Genomic DNA, 17,603 nt, shown 5'->3' with positions numbered 1-17,603 from the left:
TTTGTCCTTCGTCAGGCTTGACTGGATGTTTACAGACCGTAACATCATTCCCTTGATCTCCACTGACCTAACTTAGCAGTATTCTAACTGGACTTCTTTCTTATGATTTTGCAAATACTTCACTACCTCTTCTACTAAATTTCGGCGGATGGAAATGTTTTTGGGTAACAGCGGATTTTGGTAAAATTCGTTAATTTTCTGCCCCACCAAGAAGAGTACCGAATCCGCCATCAAGATTTCCTTCGCCAGCATCGCTGCACCATTGCGATCACTCGGTAGGCGATCGATATCACATTTACATTTTTTTAAGATTTCTAGGCTTTTGGAGATAGTTAATATCCCTTCAGTTACCAGGTCAATTTGGCTTAACTTACCAATCGGCGGCAAATCCGGTCGCATCGTGGCAATATCCATTTCCACCTCTTCACCCAGATATTTCCCCACAATATTTCCCGTGGTGCCGCCACAGATCACTTTTCTACCCTCAAAATTTAATAAGCGTTCCACATAAACCTTGTCGTGACGTTGATCTAGAGGGGGTCCGGTAAAAATCATTAACTCATTACGCTTTCGCACACAGACGCCCACAAACGTGGCATCATCCCCAATTTTCCCTTGATAGAGGTTGTGCGTTTCGCCAATCACTTTACGGACAATATTACGAGCAGTGTAGGTATCCCGAATATATAAGCTTTCAATGTATTTGGCAATATTTTCCCAGCCCCAGCCAAAATTTAAGACCGCACCCAGCCCCGCATACAAGACGCCATCACTAATCGCCCCCAGGAAATCTCCCCGTTCTAAATGCCCTTCTGAAATAACAATGTCTTTCTCCAGAATTTTCTCAGTTCGGGTTTCAACGGGAACAGGTTTTCCTTTCCTAAAATGAAAAATGGGTGGGTTATCAAAGTTTATAACTTTAAATTTATTGGTTTTATGATTAATACGAATTATAGTAAAGGTGGCGTAAGCAATTTTGCGGACACTACAAATTGGCAATGTACCAATCACCGTTTCAATTACCTCGGTTAGAGGCAGATCGGCATTCAACATGGTGATCAAGATTTCCGTCGTCAGCGTTGCCAGGATATTAGCCTTGACACCACTTCCCAACCCATCCGATAAAACAATCGTCGTTTTATCCTTTGTCTTGATAAACTTAACCTGATCGCCACATAGTTCCTCTCCCTTTTTATTTAAGCTTAAATCATAGATATCTAGAAAATGATCACGACTCATAAGCTTTTATATTATATAGTTAAACGACTGCTCCCCCTGCTTCCAGACGCGCCATGGCACGTCTCTACATTGCTCCCCAGCTTCCCCAGCTTCCTAACCTATCTTCTACCCCATCTCCTGTTCCACCATTTGAATAATTTTCAATAGACTCACCTTCGTCGTTGCCGTTGTTTCTCCCAATATTCCGGCAATTTCTTGGACAACTTTCATTTGATTATCCACCACCTCATTAACCTTTTCCACCGTTTCTCGCTTAACTTTTATCAATTCTCGCTTACGCTGTAATTCATAACTCATATTCACCAAAATAGCTGCAATTATATTTTCCTCTTTAATCGGAAAAATAACTTCTCTGACATAAAGTTGGTGATTCGCGTACTCTTTTTCCTTCCCCTGAATCACCTCATCCTGATCCCAGACCCGTTGAAAATCACTGACATCCGTCAAAATTTTGGAGGCGGACTGACCAATAGCCGCCTCCTGTTCCACATTAAACATTTTGCAAAACGCAGGATTCACCAACTTAATCGTCATATCTTTATCCACGACAATCAAACCATTTGGGTCATACTGCCACAATAATTCCCACAAACTCTTATCGTTATTCGCCATAGTATTTATTCTTCAAGTTGCTATACCAAAGCTAACTGAAATGTATTGTTCCCTGTTCCCTGTTCCCTCTCCTCACCCTAAATCACCTCCTCTCCCTAGACATCATTGAATACAGGGCAGAATCTCTTGTTTAAACTTTTGCTCAACATTATTCGCATTGATATTGACAAAGAATTTATCCTTAAACTTCATCACAATACCAGCGCTACAGGTCTCTAAACAAAAAGACCCCTTTAATTCAACCTTATCCTCCAAATTGTAGGTGCTAATCAACTGCTGAATTTTGGGTAATACTTCATAAACACCCAATTGATGACAGGCTGAACCCATACATAAATAGAGATTTTCTTTCCCGTCCATGGTCTACACCTCAATCTTACTGCACGTTCAGCCCCTGTCTTTGAAAGATGTCCATAACCTGCTGTACCTGTTGGGGCGTTGGCGAGGGTGTGTCTTTAAGCTGATAGTCATACCCTAGCTGTTGCCATTTATACTCTCCCATTTTGTGAAACGGCAGAACTTCGACTTTTTCCACATTGCCCAAGCTAGAGACAAACTGGGCTAATCCCTCGATACTCTCTAGGTTATCGGATAAATTGGGAACTAGGACAAAGCGAATCCAGGTTGGCTTTTGAATCTCACTCAGATACTGGGCAAATGCGAGTGTGGGTTCTAGGGAAACGTTGGTAATCTTAAAATAAATTTTGGGATCAAAGGATTTGATGTCTAACAAGACCAAATCGACATGATCCAGCACAGGTTTAGCCACATCCAAATTCACATAACCCGACGTATCCAGGGCGGTATGAATCCCTTGGTCTTGGCAACGTCGGAAAATTTCGCGGACAAACTTCGGCTGCATCAAGGGTTCACCCCCTGTTATGGTAACGCCGCCGCCAGAAAAGCGCATGTAGGAACGATACTTTGGGATCTGGGTCATCAGTTCATCAACGGTAACCTCCTGACCTTCACGGATACAGCGGCTATCCGGATTGTGACAATAAAGACAACGCAGGGGACAACCTTGGGTAAAAATAACAAAGCGGATACCTGGACCATCCACTGTACCGCAGCTTTCTAAGGAGTGAATGCGTCCAGTTACTGAGGTTTTGGGAGTGGCGATTGGGGATTGAGAAATTGATGATTGCATTACCATAGTTCGATTTTTGAGGTTTGATTGTTTCAGACGTGCCATTACAGCACTTTCTAACACGGTGTAGTACAGTAACGATGAGACAGTGCGTTTCTACTCTTGGAAATTGTGTATCACATCGAGTCTGAAAACGCTGTATTCGTCTGTAGGGGCGTGTTTTATGACTAATGTTTACAGAAACCTAGATGTAACTAAACTTGCCCTGAATGAATATTGAATGGATTAAGGTGTGGTCAAACAATAGCGAAGCGTTGCGGCGGGGGTGTGGGGGGGTCGCAACGTCCCCACTGGGGGGTCTGGGGGGCTAGCCCCCCAGAAAAACGGACTTGTCTACCTAATCAGGTAAAAGGAACTCCGCCTAAATCCGTTCGTGGAATGTGCGATTAATCACATCCAGTTGCTGTTCGCGGGTTAACTTAATAAAGTTCACCGCATAACCCGATACCCGAATCGTTAATTGCGGGTATTTCTCCGGATGATCCATCGCATCCAGCAGGGTATCGCGATTGAAGACATTGACGTTGATGTGATGACCTTCATCATGGAAATACCCATCCAGCATTCCCACCAAGTTGTTCACCTTAGCATCATCCGTCTTACCCAACGCTTGGGGGACAATGGAGAACGTATAAGAAATCCCATCTTGGGCGTGTTCATAAGGTAGTTTCGCCACGGAAGCCAACGCTGCGATCGCGCCATTGCTATCACGACCATGCATCGGGTTCGCACCAGGGGCAAAGGGTTCCCCAGCTTTGCGCCCATCGGGGGTACTTCCGGTCTTCTTCCCGTACACTACATTGGAGGTAATCGTCAGAATCGACTGGGTAGGAACAGCGCCGCGATAGGTCTTATTCTTGCGGACTTTATCCATAAACGCTTTCACCAGGTTGGCAGTAATCTCATCCACTTGATCATCATTATTGCCAAACTTGGGATAATCGCCTTCCACCTCATAGTCTACGGCGAGACCTTGATCATTGCGAATAACTTTCACCTTGGCATATTTAATCGCCGATAACGCATCGCCAACCACCGACAAGCCAGCAATCCCACATGCCATTGTCCGATAAACATCCCGGTCATGCAGCGCCATTTCCAAACGCTCATAACAATATTTATCGTGCATGTAGTGGATCACATTCAAGGTATTGACGTAGAGTTTCGCCAACCACTCGATCATTTGGTCGAATTTCCCCATCACCTCGTCATAATCGAGGTACTCTGAGGTAATCGCTGCCAGTTCTGGACCGATTTGTTCGCCCGCTTTTTCATCCTTACCACCATTAATCGCATAGAGTAAGGCTTTTGCCAGGTTAACCCGTGCGCCAAAGAACTGCATCTGTTTGCCAATCGGCATCCCCGAAACACAGCAGGCAATGCCATAATCATCACCATAGTGCGATCGCATCAGGTCATCGTTCTCGTACTGAATCGAACTGGTTTCTACCGATACCTTGGCGCAGAACCGCTTAAAGTTAATCGGTAGCCGTTCTGACCACAGGACGGTTAAATTTGGTTCCGGTGCAGGACCCAAGTTATAAAGGGTATGCAAGAACCGGAAACTCGTCTTCGTCACCAACGGACGACCATCTTCACCCATTCCGCCAATGGCTTCGGTTACCCAAACTGGGTCACCAGAGAACAGTTCATTATAAGCTGGCGCCCGCAGGAAGCGTACCATCCGCAGTTTCATCACGAAATGGTCAATTAATTCCTGCACCTCGGATTCATTCAGCGTGCCGTTATTTAAATCCCGTTCCACATAAATATCCAGGAACGTAGACACCCGTCCCAAGGACATCGCCGCGCCATTTTGTTCCTTCACCGCACCCAAATAGCCAAAGTACGTCCACTGTACCGCTTCTTGGGCAGTTGCCGCCGGACGGCTAAGATCACAGCCATAGCTAGCTGCCATTTCCTGAAGTTCATTTAGCGCCCGGATTTGTTCAGAAATTTCTTCCCGTTGCTGAATAACCGACTCATCAATCGCATCGAATTCCAGAGAATCTTGCTGCTGTTTTTTATCAGCAATTAAACGGGTGATTCCATATAATGCTACCCGGCGATAGTCACCAATAATTCGACCTCGACCATAGGCATCCGGTAACCCCGTAATAATCCCAGAATGTCGCGCTTTCCGCATTTCCCGCGTATAGGCATCAAACACGCCATCATTATGGGTTTTGCGATAGTTGGTGAAAATCTCTTCTGTTTGGGGATCAAGCTGATAGCCGTAAGCTTCGAGGGATTTCTTAACAACTCGGATACCACCCAAGGGCATAATTGCCCGTTTTAACGGTTTATCGGTTTGGACACCGACAATTTGTTCCAGGTTTTGATCAATATAACCCGGTGCATGGGCGGTGATACTGGTGGGGACTTTGGTATCGACATCTAAAATACCCTTTTCCCGCTCTTGCTGCATCAAATCGCAGACGTTTTGCCAGAGTGTTTTCGTCCGTTCCGTTGCTCCGGCAAGGAAAGAATCGTCTTGTGTATAGGGGGTGTAATTCTTTTGGATGAAATCCCGGACATTAATTTCATTCGTCCATTTACCGGGATTAAAATCCTGCCATTGTTCGCATAAAACACTAGCTGTTTCATGTTTTTGCGTAGATGTGTTAGGGGCAACTGTCCCAACCATAGGCATTATTTACCTCTTTTTTTGTGCAAACTTTTGAACGTTAGACGTAGCCCTGACCATTCTTTTAGAAATTTTGGTCAACAGTCTAAGGTGATTGTGATTCTACTAAAAACTCGTAGCGTTTTATTTGTACCTCAGGCTCTTGACTCTAGTCATGGGTCTATAGGAAGAACAGTAAGGTTTATCCTAACTAAATCTATTCCTTGCGGTCTATTTAGCCTGGACGTTTACCGCTCTCTCTAACTGTCTATCTCTATCGTAACTCCATCGATATTAAATCAGCAAATTTTGGAGAAGTCAATCTACTGCTTTACAAATATTTTTTATGTCAAGGTTGGGTGATTTTTCGAGAAGATGTGGGGATAATACCTACCCATTCCAATCAGTTTGGTGTTAAAATAGAAGGATATTTCAAAAAGAATCCCCCCACACCCCATACCCCACACCCCACACCCAGTATCCTATCGTGGGTAATGTGGCTTACAGCAGTTTGCTCTGCTATGCGGTACATTGTCGATCCCCCTAAATCCCCGTGCAATAAAAGCGAAGCATCCTCTGGTTTCCCCCTTTTGAAGCAGGGCTAATTCCGCAGTGATGAGAGAAAATTAGGGCGACCAGGACTATTCAGACGGCAAGACGACTCTGGGCTAGAAGAACACCATTAGAACACATATAGCAATCCTATTTAGGTTGTGGCAATTTTCAAAACTGAAACCCTTGCTATACCTAGGTTTCAAGCTCTTCACTGGTTGCGTCCTATTTAGGATTGCTATAGTTACTTTACGCGATCGCTCTTTCCACTAGCACTGGCTGAGGAGCTTGTTGCCACAAAGGTTCTAGGGTTTAGCTCAAAGACGCGATCGCTCTTTCCACTAGCACTCACCTAGGAGCTTGTTACCACAAAGGTTCTAAGGTTTTCGATTAAACATGGTTGCAAGATTTAGTGTACGCGCTTATCCTGGTCGCCCTAATTTTCTCTCATCACTGCGGAATTAGCCCTGCCTTTTGAAGGGGGACGGAAGGGGGATCGACAATGTACCGCATAGCAGAGCAAACTGCTGTATCTGTCAATTGGGCAGAGGTTGCACGGGACAATCCTTTGAGCAATACACTTCGACAAAACGAATCGTCGCCGTATCCTTATACTCCTTCGTCTGGTTAAATTCCTTTTGTGGTGAGGGATAGACCCCAGCCAAGCTATCATCATTCGCTGCACCAAGCCGAAATGTCATGTCAGGAGACGGGTGTTGAGCAAACTTGACGTATTCCCGTGACTCGTTAACAGTGTGATAGGTCAGAGTTGCCTCTCCGTAAACCTCTTCTGCTTGCTTGAGGGGGGTTCCGGGTCTAACACCCTCAGCCGTTTGATAATTGGGATTGTCTGTCACTAGCGCCTCGATGATATCGTCATCACTCATCGGTATTCCCGCCGGATACAAGATGTAGTATTGGGGTTTACCCTCTTGAACGATCGCGATCGCATCAAAATCGACCATGAATGGTGACGTCACCTGAAACTCAGCTTGATCAGCCAGCAATTCTTTCAGTTCACCCAGCGTCATCCCCACTTGCGCCACTCCAATCCCCTTTGCAGATATCCGTTGGGTTTGAGCCGATTGAGTTGATTTAGACGGATCAATCGTAGGACTTTCGCCAGGTGAGGTGTCAGGGGATGATGGCTGCGCCGATGGTGCATCTGGAGAAGACACAGAAGAGGTATCTGTCGGGTTTGGAGGGTTGTTCTCGCAACTGACGAGTAGACAACAAACAAACATGATCAGAGGGATTTTCAGTTGGCGCATGATTAATTCAACCCGTTTTAACTCCAATGGCACGCTCATTAAGCATTGTGAAATCGCCGTAACCCTTGATATACCGTAGGGTGGGCATTGCCCACCAGCTTTAAGCCAATGCCATTCGTTTTAAATCTTGCACAGTCCAGAGAAAACCTCGCTTTCAGCGATGGGAGTATCAATCAGGCTTCTTCCCTAATAATCGAACACCTATCCCCACAGCACCGAATACCAACAACCCTAACACCGAACCCGGTTCCGGAACAGTAGCCGCTACAGCGCGATCGGCTTGAATTAACCCGAAACCACTATCAAAGTCAAAACCAGGACTCTCCATATCCAGAGCAGTCGTTTCCAATATACGATAAATTTCACTTGGACTCATATCCGGCGCAGCATCCAACATTAAAGCCGCCACAGCCGCCGCATGGGGAGCCGCCGCCGACGTACCAAAGAAGTTGGGAAACCCATCACCTTCAGGATCTCTAGGATCTAAGAAAGGAGGTGGGAAAAAAGTTGTATTCGTTCCATCAGCCGCAATAATCTCTGGCTTCAAGCGAATCTCCGGATTTGCCAAGCGATTACCCGCCGTATCAAACAGAATTGGTGTGGGTCCTGCTGAGGAAAATGGCTCCAATAAAGCTGGATCAACACCAAATTCGGGTGTGTCTTGATAAAACGCCGCGCCAACAGCTTCTGCTCCCCTAGCATTAGGATGTCCGAACACCGTTCCACTGGCAGTATCATACTCGTTCAACGTACCCTCGCCAAACAAGATGTACTTCATCAATCCAGGATCTAAACCCTCAACCTTTGATATCGCTAAGTTAAACGTATCGGTTCCTAATGAGCCATCATTGAAGAACGAGAAAAATTCAACCGCATCATTCCCCACATTTTGATTAACACTGCTCGCCAATATATTCGTTCCTGACTGATCAAACAGGAAAATATCCAGATCATTAAGAGAACCCGCACCACCACTTACCGAAAAGAACGGGGAATCCCACTGAAACGAGATGCCAAATCCGCTATTCTCAGGAATCGTCAAACTTTGGAAAATATCAACGCCTGCACCTGAATCAAAATCATGAAATTCACCGCCGACTAACGGTTCAAACAGATTACTGCCATTAAACGCACTTTCGTAAGACTGTCGAGCATCGTTACCCGCCGCCGAGAAATAGGAAACACCCTGATCAACGACAGTATCAATCGCTTGAGCAATGACTCCATCCTGGAACATTGGTTCAGTGGGGTAAAAAATGTCATCGACAATAATGTCCGCACCTGCATCGGCGAGTGCCAGAATCCCTTGGGCAAAATCGGTTTCATTAAACGCCGCCGTGTGAAACGCCAAATCCGCACCCGGAGCCACATCATGAATCAGTTGCATCATGGCACGACCTTCATCGATACCAAAGATATCGTCACCTAAACTCCCATCATTGGGTAAATCTTTCAGCACGTTGATACCCGATGGCAAATCCCCACTCGCCACCTCCTCGGCGGCTGTACCAGAAAAATTAAAGCTATCCGATAAAACTCCAATTGTAACCCCGGTTCCATCCACACCAAACTGCTCACGCGCTATATCTGCACGTAAAGCGGCATTAGCCTGACTGGTTGTTCTGCCAACATTGGTGATGGGTTTATAGGCTGGTTTCGCGAATTTTAAGCTCTCTAACTGTGCCGCCGATGCCAAAGCCTCAATCGGCAGCATTCCTGATACAAAAGAGCCAAAGGTTGAAGCATTTTGCAATCCCAATCCTTGTAAGTCAGATAAGAGCGAATTTACATTATTTGCGGCAACAGCATCAATGACCACATTGTTCTTGTAGGTCTGTAATGAAAATGATGTATTCTGCCCAGAATAATTGGCTCCATTAACCGCCATGGGCGCCAAATCAAACATCAATTTACTCAGGGAACCTTGTTTTAGGGCGCTCGTTCCAGTATAGTTTTCTCCATTTGTGAATGTAATTGCCTCTGCTCTATTGGGTAAATAGGTAATCGTCGCTGTTGTCAGAAGGGTAACTGATGCAACCGTTTTAGCAAGACGTTTCATTTTTTCGACCTGCCTAAGGAATCATGATTTATCTATCTCTATAATAAATCTATTTAAATTAAATATGTGAAACATATCTTTATCTTTATCAAAGATTTAATTTTTTAAATCAATAGAAACACTTATTTATATAAAGATTCTGTAAATGAAAAGGAGGTATATGATGGTAGTTTCCTCATTCAAGTGTTATAATGTGTTAGTTATTAAAAAATTCCAGATCAAACGTTACTGATTGTTACGATACCTCTTAGTAAGAGGCAAGCATTTTAATATTGATTCCGGCTTCAGCCATTTTCTATAAGATAAACTTATGAATTTAGATCGATTGAGTCAAGCGGTTATCTTTACATAGGCTTTATAAAGGCGTGGGATGGATGTAGAGACGCGCCATGGCGCGTCTGAGGAGCAAGAGGAGGCGATTGAAATCGCTGCTACACAAACAAAGTCCGCACAAGCGGACTTTGTTATAACGGGGGTAGCTAACCCGGATTTGGTATTAGGGTCACGCCAATACAATTTGGCTTAACCTTAAATGGTGCAAGATGTAGGTTAAAAGCTAAAGGTGGTGCGGATAGCCCCGATTACAATGTCCTCATTATCATTATCGTGATCAGGTGCCGTGAGCCAGATGATTCCCGGTGTAATGGCAATGTTATCGGTTAGCTGATACTGATAGAACGCCTCAATGTGGAGAGACGTATCCTCATCTTCTATATCGATCCCGCCAATATTAACGCTAGAATCTGTCACTTTCGGTTCCATCCCCACCAAAATTCCAGCGACACTTCCCTCTTTGCCTAAATCGGGGAAAGCTAAACTAACTGCCCAATTCCAAATATCCAAGTCACCGCGATCAATTTGTCCCCCCAGCGTCGAAAGGGTTGTGGTTTGGGTGTAGCCCACCCAACCGCCAAGGGCAAAGCGATCGCTTAACCGCCATGATACTTCTACACCATAAGAATTGCTAGACGTGGGGACAGCATTACCGATCAAGTCTTCAGTAAAGCTGCGAAAATTGCTCAGCTGACTTCCAGTATCGGTGTCTCGATTGTAGGCATGGATATAGGTTAATCCAATATTCAGTTTATCGCTGGGCTTAAACAAAATCTGGGCAAGCGCCCCATAAGGACCATTGAATATGCCAGTATCGTCTCCGGGATCAGCCGCCTCACTTGCTAAATAGCCAGCACTGAGTTCTAGCGTGTCACCGAATGCGTGATTAATCCCGATACCTGCACCATCCAGATAATAATAGATGGAATGCCGTGTGCCAAAGCGAGACAACGCCCCACTACCCCCATCACCATCCAGGAAAGGATTAACCGTGCTGGCAAAGTCATCGGATGCACCCGCATTAGCATCAAGGACAACACGGGTATTTTCACCCACGGGGAAATCATAGAGTAACGCATCAACGACAACATCACTATCCGTTGCACCAGCAAAGAAAAGATCGCCTTCAGGTGTAATTGTCTGTTGAGTTAGAGAACCTAAACCTTCAGCTTGTAGTCGGGTTCTGAGTACATCTTCTCCGGTGAAACTGGTATTTAATTCCAGGCGGGTGCGATGACCAAAAATGGTTACATTATCGATATCATCTCCATTGGCATCCTCTCCCGCAGCCACACCCGTCAAACCAAAGATGACTTCACCGGATAGTTTGGTGGTTGTGGAAAACTGATTATCCTCTAAGAAGGCGACTCGTCCCTCTAAATTATCTACCCGCGCTCCGAGGGTGGCTAGTTCGGCTTCAAATTCTTGGATTAACCGTTGCAAGGTTTCTAAGTCACCTTCGCCAACACCGTCAGTCCCTGCAATTAAGCGTTCGATCTGCTGCAAACAGGCATTTAACCCGGCGGCAAATTCATAACGAGTCATAGCACGGTTCCCCCGGTAGGTGCCATCGGGATATCCCGCAATACAACCATAGCGTTCAACCAGCGATCGCAAGGCTTCATACGCCCAGTCTCCTGGCGATACATCCCGTAACTGAGAGACATTAGTCACTTGATCTAAAGCGTTCGTCTCGTTGCTGTAGTAGTTAATTTGTTCCCAGATCTCATCGCTGGAATCGCCGCTACTATCAGGAATTTGGGCGATTTGGCTGATGGGATCAGATGTTTCGTTGTCTAGGTTGGCTGGAATCGCTAGGGGGGCTGTGGTTTGAAGCGAATCCACTTCTGTGGCGATCGCACTCACTCCCACGCCGACTATTGCTGCCACAATTGTCGGGCTAGCTATCCCATAGTTCCACAGTAGACTTGATTGTTTCATGTCCTCACACCTATAACGTCATAGTTGGGGATTGATTTTCCCTGGACTGCATCAAAAGAATGATTGTCATTATCGAAAGGAAGTTATATTCCGTCAATCCCCGTACCGGGGACATGACCAGTTTCTGGGCAATAAAAGGGGCCACCCTTGCCGTACTGCCTCTAAGCAAACTGCATGCAGGGTTAGCTGGCAGTCAAGCAGTTCCACGTTTTCATCCCTCGCTTGTTGTTGGCTAATCGTTAAAATTGATGGATCTTTGAACTCAATCGTCTGATGACACTGAAGACAGACAAGATGATGATGGTGTTTTAAACCCGAATAATTTAACTCATAATGCTTATGTCCTTCTGCCAGTTCCAGTTCTCGCAGCACACCGATGCGAACCATTAACTTAACGGTTCTGTATACAGTGGACAGGCTGACATTTTTTCCTTGCTCCTCTAACCAATCATGCAATTCTTCGACACTCAGATGCTCACCTGGGGGAAGTTCCTGAAACACTTGCAGAATCGTCTCCCTTTGAGGAGTCATTCGCAAATTTCTGCGGTTGAGGGCGAACTTGAGTGAGTTTGCCGTTAAGACTTCACGCATTTAATAATTTGTCATTCATCCTTCGTCATACTCGCTCCCTTGAGAAGCAAGCTACGTCATTTGTCATTTGTCAGGGCTGGAGAGCTATTTCCCTAACTTAATATCGTTAGATTTATGTCCAAACCCTTGATAGACCGTAGGGTGGGTTTCGGCTTCGCTCAACCCACCCGTCTTAAGTTCGTGACATTCGACTTAAGACGGGGATGAGGAGATGGTTTGACTGGTTTGTTGAATGGTTTGAGTTAGGGTTGATACCTCCTCTGGTGTCATAACTGGCGTTGCTGGAGGAGTCGCACTGGGTAAGGCGTTTTGGAGTTCATTCAGGCTTGATTCTAGGGTTTGAGCCTGATCAGGATAGTCTTGACTCACCTGATCTGCAATACTTTGATACAGGGTGTTGGCATAGAGGATAAATCCCCGTGCATCTTGGTATTCAATCGTCTCCACAATTTTGCCATTCGCGATCGCGGCATTATACTCTTCCTCGGCGGTACTGAGTATTTGGTTAATCACACTGAGGATAAAGTCAGGAGACTGACGTTGAGAAGCAGGTAACGTTTCAATCGCCTGATCAATCTCTTGCATCACCGCCTTATAGTTTGTGGTTATCTCAGGCGCATTTGGTTTAGATTTAACAAAATCATGCAATGTATTCAGCGTTGGTTTAAAGTCTTTGACATTGCGTTCGGGTAACTGATTTTCTACGTCAGCATAGAGTTCTTCAATTGGGTGACCAATATGCGGTTCAGCTTGTTCAGGTTTTCCTTGGTCAAGGAGTTCCTTTGCCACCAATAGATGCCCTTTCATTAAACCTAAAGCGGTCATGTAGTCAACATCCTGCTGCTGATCTGCGGCGGTTGATGGCGGCGCTGTGGTTTGGCTAGTCGTCGCTGGTGAACCGTTAGCCTCTGGCGTTGAGGGATTGGGTGTTTGCGGATTGCCACAGCTAGCCAGGGCAATCAGAGTTGCTGCTGCACCCGTGATCGACAAAAAACGAACCGATGACATTGTTAGGAATTTTTAGCAATAACTGGGTTTGAGTGAATGGTTCTTAGTCTACATCTATTGATAGTATTTTGCAATAACTGACAAAAAAATAAATATTGATCACAGGGGGATCACGTCAAACATACCCATACAGCCATTTTCCGCGATCGCATCTTGGTGAGGATGGAACATATACTCACCGGGGTAGGGGTAGGAAAATTCCAGGATATGCCGTTCAGCCGTCCCCATAGTAATCACATCCGTTTCCATTGTGGGGGTGAGGGTGCGCCCGGTGGGATAAACTTGGAACAGGTTGGCATGAATATGAAACGTCGCCGCCGCATCGAATTCAATCATATTTAGCAGATACAGCCGCACCAGTTGGTTTTGATAGATCGGGATGGGATGGTCTAAATAGTAGTCAGGGATACCATTGAAGGCGTAGAGTTCATTCTGATTATCGTTGTTGATGTCATATCCGCCCATCACCAGAACCATCTCATCAGCGGGAGGGCGTTTTTGACGAGGATCAACAATGAACATGCCATAAAGTCCTTTGCTGATATGGCGAGTTACAGGGGCAATGTGACAATGATAGAGGTGGACACCAGAAGGTTTAGCATCGAATTCGTAAATGGTTTGCTTACCATGGCGTATGGGTTTTACCCCATCCATTTCTGATGGGTGAGTGCCATGAAAGTGCATACTGTGGGAATGTCCGCCTTGATTGTGGAAAATAACCCGGATGCGATCGCCCTCGGTGGCGCGTAGGGTTGGTCCGGGAACGCGATCGTTAAAGTTCCAGCTTACGAAAGAAACAGCACTATTCAGTTGGAGAGTAGAATTTTTAGCAACAATCTCAAATTCGCGAATTGTGCGCCCATTTTCCTGCTTAATTGTGCCAGAGTCAAAGTCTCGTAACACGGACATGGGGTTAAAATGATCCGTTGTTGTCTCTGGAAGCTCAGGAATGCTTACTCTAGAGGTAGATTGTCGTCTCCAGATTTGCCCTGCGATCGCGGCACTCGTCACTCCAGCGCCGATTAATCCCCACTTCAGTATCTGGCGGCGAGTCCATGGTTTCATGTTTGATCCTAGATGTGGATTTTTCATTAGTGATGGCTTGTGACAGTCATTAATTGATAATAATTCTTTTCTAGCAACTTAATCAAGGGAGTGTGTTTATCGTACTATTCTTTTTTCTAATGCCACAGTAATCACTTCAGCTTCTCCTCTATCAAAGCTAGGGAATAGTAAAGCAAGTTGTTTTTTATGGTGAATAGTTTTAATAGTATTCCAAGTCGCTTTTTTTAAGCTGCCATTCCTTTAAATTTGGTGTAGGTAGCGAGAAGGCTTTTCACACAACAAGGTTTACGTTTTGATCAGTCGCTTTAGCGCTAATAGATTCAATGTTTTAACCTTGCCAAAGACAAAAAACTGATAACCACAGAATAAACTTAAAATTGATAAAGCAACTAATCCGACAACCTTTGTTAGCACAAAAAGCTGATGGGTCATTATCGCGATTGCCACGCCAGCCGCAATCAAAACCCAACCTAAATGACGTTTGCTTCCACCATAATTTACAGTTAGCACTCCCAGAATCTCTACAATAACAAAGGGAAGGGCGAAGTGTGAAAACCAAAGACTGGAACTAAGAAATGCTAATCCGGCTAGAATTAACCCTGTACCCGTTAACTTAGTAACAAAGGTTTCCTGTTCGCTAAGATTTTCCGAATTAGGGATCACAGCAAGATTGCTGGCGTCTTCAAAGATAAATGTGACTAAGCTATCTTTCCCTAATTCTATTTTGTCGCCCGGATTGAGAAGGTGTCGATTGGCGGGGGTGAGACGCATACCGTTTAAGTATGTACCATTGGAACTGCCAACGTCTTCAATAAAATAGTGGTCTCCCTCAAGGGAAATAGTGGCATGGTTTCGAGATACAATGTAGGAATTGGGAAAAGTGGACACATCAATCTCCGGTTGTATGTTGCCCTCAGCCTTACCAATGTGAATCACCGAACGGTTGGGCGGTAACTCCAGCGGGGTGTTGGTTTGAACGTGGAAGAGTTTTACCTGTTGTCCCGGTTGTATTTGTGTATTTTTCATAACGTTTGTGTGGAGATAGGTTCCTGAAAGACGGAGAAGACGATGGGAACGTGCTGCCGGATTTCCCAATAAAATCAGTTAGGTCTGATACTTATTATGCTCGATCAATTGGAAATTGAATCGGTTTATTCGCAAGTCGATTGTTAAGATATTCTAATTTATTATGCCAGTCCAACTCAGCCGCCAAGAACTCAAGTTCTTGGCTTATAGCTTAAGTCGGTTAAAACCGACTACAATTCTTGTCCAGAGGTAGGTTGGGTCGAGGAACGAGACCCAACATAAGCTAGTAAGCTGTCATGCATTTAAATTGGGTATTAGTAGCGAGCAAGATGCAAAGCCTGCGGCATGGCTTCGCTAAACGCACTACAAGGCTTTCGCCATTATTGACATTAAGGTTTAAATGCCGAACAGCTTACTCTGTTGGGTTGAGCGAAGTCGAAACCCAACCTACTCACAGATCGCCATCTTAAAAGGTGTGTTTTAGCTGGGGTGGATAGGTAACAAATATAGCTTGACCTATCCAATAGCCTTTCATCTGATCAAATGTTAGGATTTGACGCCCGTAAAGCGGATTCCCCACGGTTACCGTTTGCGCTTTGGCATCAACCGATAATAGGGCGATGGCATGGTTAAATATTACGCCATCTACAGGTTCTTTGACGGTCAGTACAGCCGGTTGATCCACCGCAATTAAATCATCAATCGTTAAACCCCATTGATAGTTCGGCGCTAAACCTAGCTTTTCCATTGCCCGAATTGAACCTAACGTGTAAGTTCCTTTTCGCGTCGTATGGGTGAGTTGAACTACATCCCGTTCCGATAAATTGGGATCTAATCCTACCAATCGGGCAAGTGTAGCGATACTAGCTGGGGCGCAGGTGTGAGACGTGGTTTGCAGAACAACTCCTTCAATGACTAATGGTTCACTTGCCATCCCCGTAATGGGTAATGTGTAATACAGAATAATCATCAAGGGTAGCATCATTCCTACAACGACTCCCACCAGCAGACGTAACTGTCGGCGAGAACGTTGTTCGGACAACTCAATTGATACGACTAGCCCTAACGTTAAGCATCCCAACGCCAGGATAATGGGCTTATGATAAGCACCGAGATATAAGCGAACAATTAAGGGGAGAAGGCGGTAAACCTTGAACTGTACGCCGAGAATAATCAACGTTGTAATTGTCGCGATCGCGAGAAACATGCGATTAATCTTGCGGCGGTAATTCTTTGGGTTGTTAGAGAGAGTGACTTGGGCGGCTAAACGATTTCCCACAATTGCACCGCTACTGAGAGGAAACAGGCAAAACAGGGTAATAAACAGGATGAGATAGTGCGATCGCATTGCCCAAAGGGTTAGGGAAACCCCTAGAATATAAGCTGCGAGGAAAAGTTGAGGCAATGTGATGGGTGGTTTAAGCGGAAGTTTGAATAGACTGTTCATCGTTATTTCGACAACAGCAGCTTTGATAGTTTGAATCCCAGAATGTGTAAGCGTTTCAACCTTGGGACATCTTGCCCACTCTCCGTTCCATTGGTCAATAATAATGCAAGATTTGAGTGGGTTCCCTATAGGAATCCGCTATACCTCGTGAAGGCGATATACCCAGCTTTTGGGGCATCTGAAATAGGATAGCTATAGGGCGCGATCGCACTCACCAAAGAAAGCTGCTGTATGGGGTAGTAAATCCGTGGCGAGTGGAGTCTACTGTGATATATCTCTAGTCGAGTGGGGCTTATGCAGGTTTGTTTCGTAGTAAGGGCTTTAGCCCTAGATTCTGTCGGGCTTCCTGTCGTTTTCCCCATCTACAACCATATCAGTGTCTCATACCCGCCCCTACCTGAATAAGGGCGGGTTTTGTTGTTCATTTATCGGTGAATATATGAATTGGATGGCTAAACCCGCCCCTACAATTAATCCTTCATTGTGTTCGGGGGTATGCTGATTAATTAGGGGCTGCTGAATAAGTCTTGTGGTGGGGAGAGGGAATAGGGAATGGGCAATGGGCAATGGGCAATGGTTTCACCCCTCTGTCGAGGGAAAATTTGGTGCTGTTGTCGGCGAAAAGTTCAGGATACAAGAGGGGGGTAGTATAAAAACCTTGCACTTGTTGGGTCGAAAAATGG

13 protein-coding genes are annotated in these 17,603 nt (G+C 45.3%); all 13 read right to left on the bottom strand.

Annotated elements, in window-relative coordinates:
* Positions 1-72 precede the first annotated feature (72 nt).
* Complete coding sequence (locus RID53_RS35620; protein ID WP_446392590.1) at positions 73-1,239, bottom strand: SpoIIE family protein phosphatase; 1,167 nt, start codon at positions 1,237-1,239, stop codon at positions 73-75.
* Between the two features lie 105 nt (positions 1,240-1,344).
* On the bottom strand, positions 1,345-1,851 hold the full coding sequence (locus tag RID53_RS35615) for a PAS domain-containing protein (RefSeq protein WP_446392589.1): 507 nt from the start codon (positions 1,849-1,851) through the stop codon (positions 1,345-1,347).
* Between the two features lie 102 nt (positions 1,852-1,953).
* The gene (locus tag RID53_RS35610) at positions 1,954-2,211 is read right to left on the bottom strand and encodes a (2Fe-2S) ferredoxin domain-containing protein (RefSeq protein ID WP_006106178.1); all 258 of its coding nucleotides are present in this window, start codon (positions 2,209-2,211) and stop codon (positions 1,954-1,956) included.
* 16 nt (positions 2,212-2,227) lie between these two features.
* Positions 2,228-3,001 (bottom strand): pyruvate formate-lyase-activating protein, encoded by a 774-nt coding sequence (gene pflA, locus RID53_RS35605; RefSeq protein ID WP_446392588.1) that lies wholly within the window; start codon positions 2,999-3,001, stop codon positions 2,228-2,230.
* 361 nt (positions 3,002-3,362) lie between these two features.
* The gene (gene pflB, locus RID53_RS35600; protein WP_446392587.1) at positions 3,363-5,648 is read right to left on the bottom strand and encodes a formate C-acetyltransferase; all 2,286 of its coding nucleotides are present in this window, start codon (positions 5,646-5,648) and stop codon (positions 3,363-3,365) included.
* 1,067 nt (positions 5,649-6,715) lie between these two features.
* The gene (locus RID53_RS35595) at positions 6,716-7,489 is read right to left on the bottom strand and encodes a hypothetical protein (RefSeq protein ID WP_446392586.1); all 774 of its coding nucleotides are present in this window, start codon (positions 7,487-7,489) and stop codon (positions 6,716-6,718) included.
* A gap of 130 nt (positions 7,490-7,619) precedes the next feature.
* Positions 7,620-9,509 carry a S8 family peptidase gene (locus RID53_RS35590; RefSeq protein WP_446392585.1) on the bottom strand — a complete coding sequence of 630 codons (1,890 nt, stop codon included), beginning with the start codon at positions 9,507-9,509 and terminating at the stop codon, positions 7,620-7,622.
* Positions 9,510-10,058: 549 nt separating this feature from the next.
* Positions 10,059-11,783: an iron uptake porin gene (locus tag RID53_RS35585; RefSeq protein ID WP_446392584.1), complete on the bottom strand. Its 1,725-nt coding sequence runs from the start codon at positions 11,781-11,783 to the stop codon at positions 10,059-10,061.
* Between the two features lie 93 nt (positions 11,784-11,876).
* Positions 11,877-12,374 (bottom strand): transcriptional repressor, encoded by a 498-nt coding sequence (locus tag RID53_RS35580; protein WP_446392583.1) that lies wholly within the window; start codon positions 12,372-12,374, stop codon positions 11,877-11,879.
* Between the two features lie 192 nt (positions 12,375-12,566).
* Entirely contained in the window at positions 12,567-13,382 is an 816-nt protein-coding gene (locus RID53_RS35575) for a hypothetical protein (RefSeq protein WP_446392582.1), read from the bottom strand.
* 99 nt (positions 13,383-13,481) lie between these two features.
* Positions 13,482-14,447: a multicopper oxidase domain-containing protein gene (locus tag RID53_RS35570; RefSeq protein WP_446392581.1), complete on the bottom strand. Its 966-nt coding sequence runs from the start codon at positions 14,445-14,447 to the stop codon at positions 13,482-13,484.
* Positions 14,448-14,732: 285 nt separating this feature from the next.
* Complete coding sequence (locus RID53_RS35565; RefSeq protein WP_446392580.1) at positions 14,733-15,473, bottom strand: FHA domain-containing protein; 741 nt, start codon at positions 15,471-15,473, stop codon at positions 14,733-14,735.
* 466 nt (positions 15,474-15,939) lie between these two features.
* Positions 15,940-16,920 (bottom strand): cysteine peptidase family C39 domain-containing protein, encoded by a 981-nt coding sequence (locus RID53_RS35560; RefSeq protein ID WP_446392579.1) that lies wholly within the window; start codon positions 16,918-16,920, stop codon positions 15,940-15,942.
* Between the last annotated feature and the right edge of the window lie 683 nt (positions 16,921-17,603).

Source organism: Coleofasciculus sp. B1-GNL1-01 (assembly GCF_040220235.1).
Lineage (GTDB): Bacteria > Cyanobacteriota > Cyanobacteriia > Cyanobacteriales > Coleofasciculaceae > Coleofasciculus.
This window is presented reverse-complemented; position numbering and strand designations above follow the sequence as displayed.

Coding starts and splice junctions, on each gene's coding strand:
- RID53_RS35620 (WP_446392590.1), bottom strand. CDS start 1,239: ATGAGTCGTGATCATTTTCTAGATATCTATGATTTAAGCTTAAATAAA.
- RID53_RS35615 (WP_446392589.1), bottom strand. CDS start 1,851: ATGGCGAATAACGATAAGAGTTTGTGGGAATTATTGTGGCAGTATGAC.
- RID53_RS35610 (WP_006106178.1), bottom strand. CDS start 2,211: ATGGACGGGAAAGAAAATCTCTATTTATGTATGGGTTCAGCCTGTCAT.
- pflA (WP_446392588.1), bottom strand. CDS start 3,001: ATGCAATCATCAATTTCTCAATCCCCAATCGCCACTCCCAAAACCTCA.
- pflB (WP_446392587.1), bottom strand. CDS start 5,648: ATGGTTGGGACAGTTGCCCCTAACACATCTACGCAAAAACATGAAACA.
- RID53_RS35595 (WP_446392586.1), bottom strand. CDS start 7,489: ATGAGCGTGCCATTGGAGTTAAAACGGGTTGAATTAATCATGCGCCAA.
- RID53_RS35590 (WP_446392585.1), bottom strand. CDS start 9,509: ATGAAACGTCTTGCTAAAACGGTTGCATCAGTTACCCTTCTGACAACA.
- RID53_RS35585 (WP_446392584.1), bottom strand. CDS start 11,783: ATGAAACAATCAAGTCTACTGTGGAACTATGGGATAGCTAGCCCGACA.
- RID53_RS35580 (WP_446392583.1), bottom strand. CDS start 12,374: ATGCGTGAAGTCTTAACGGCAAACTCACTCAAGTTCGCCCTCAACCGC.
- RID53_RS35575 (WP_446392582.1), bottom strand. CDS start 13,382: ATGTCATCGGTTCGTTTTTTGTCGATCACGGGTGCAGCAGCAACTCTG.
- RID53_RS35570 (WP_446392581.1), bottom strand. CDS start 14,447: ATGAAACCATGGACTCGCCGCCAGATACTGAAGTGGGGATTAATCGGC.
- RID53_RS35565 (WP_446392580.1), bottom strand. CDS start 15,473: ATGAAAAATACACAAATACAACCGGGACAACAGGTAAAACTCTTCCAC.
- RID53_RS35560 (WP_446392579.1), bottom strand. CDS start 16,920: ATGAACAGTCTATTCAAACTTCCGCTTAAACCACCCATCACATTGCCT.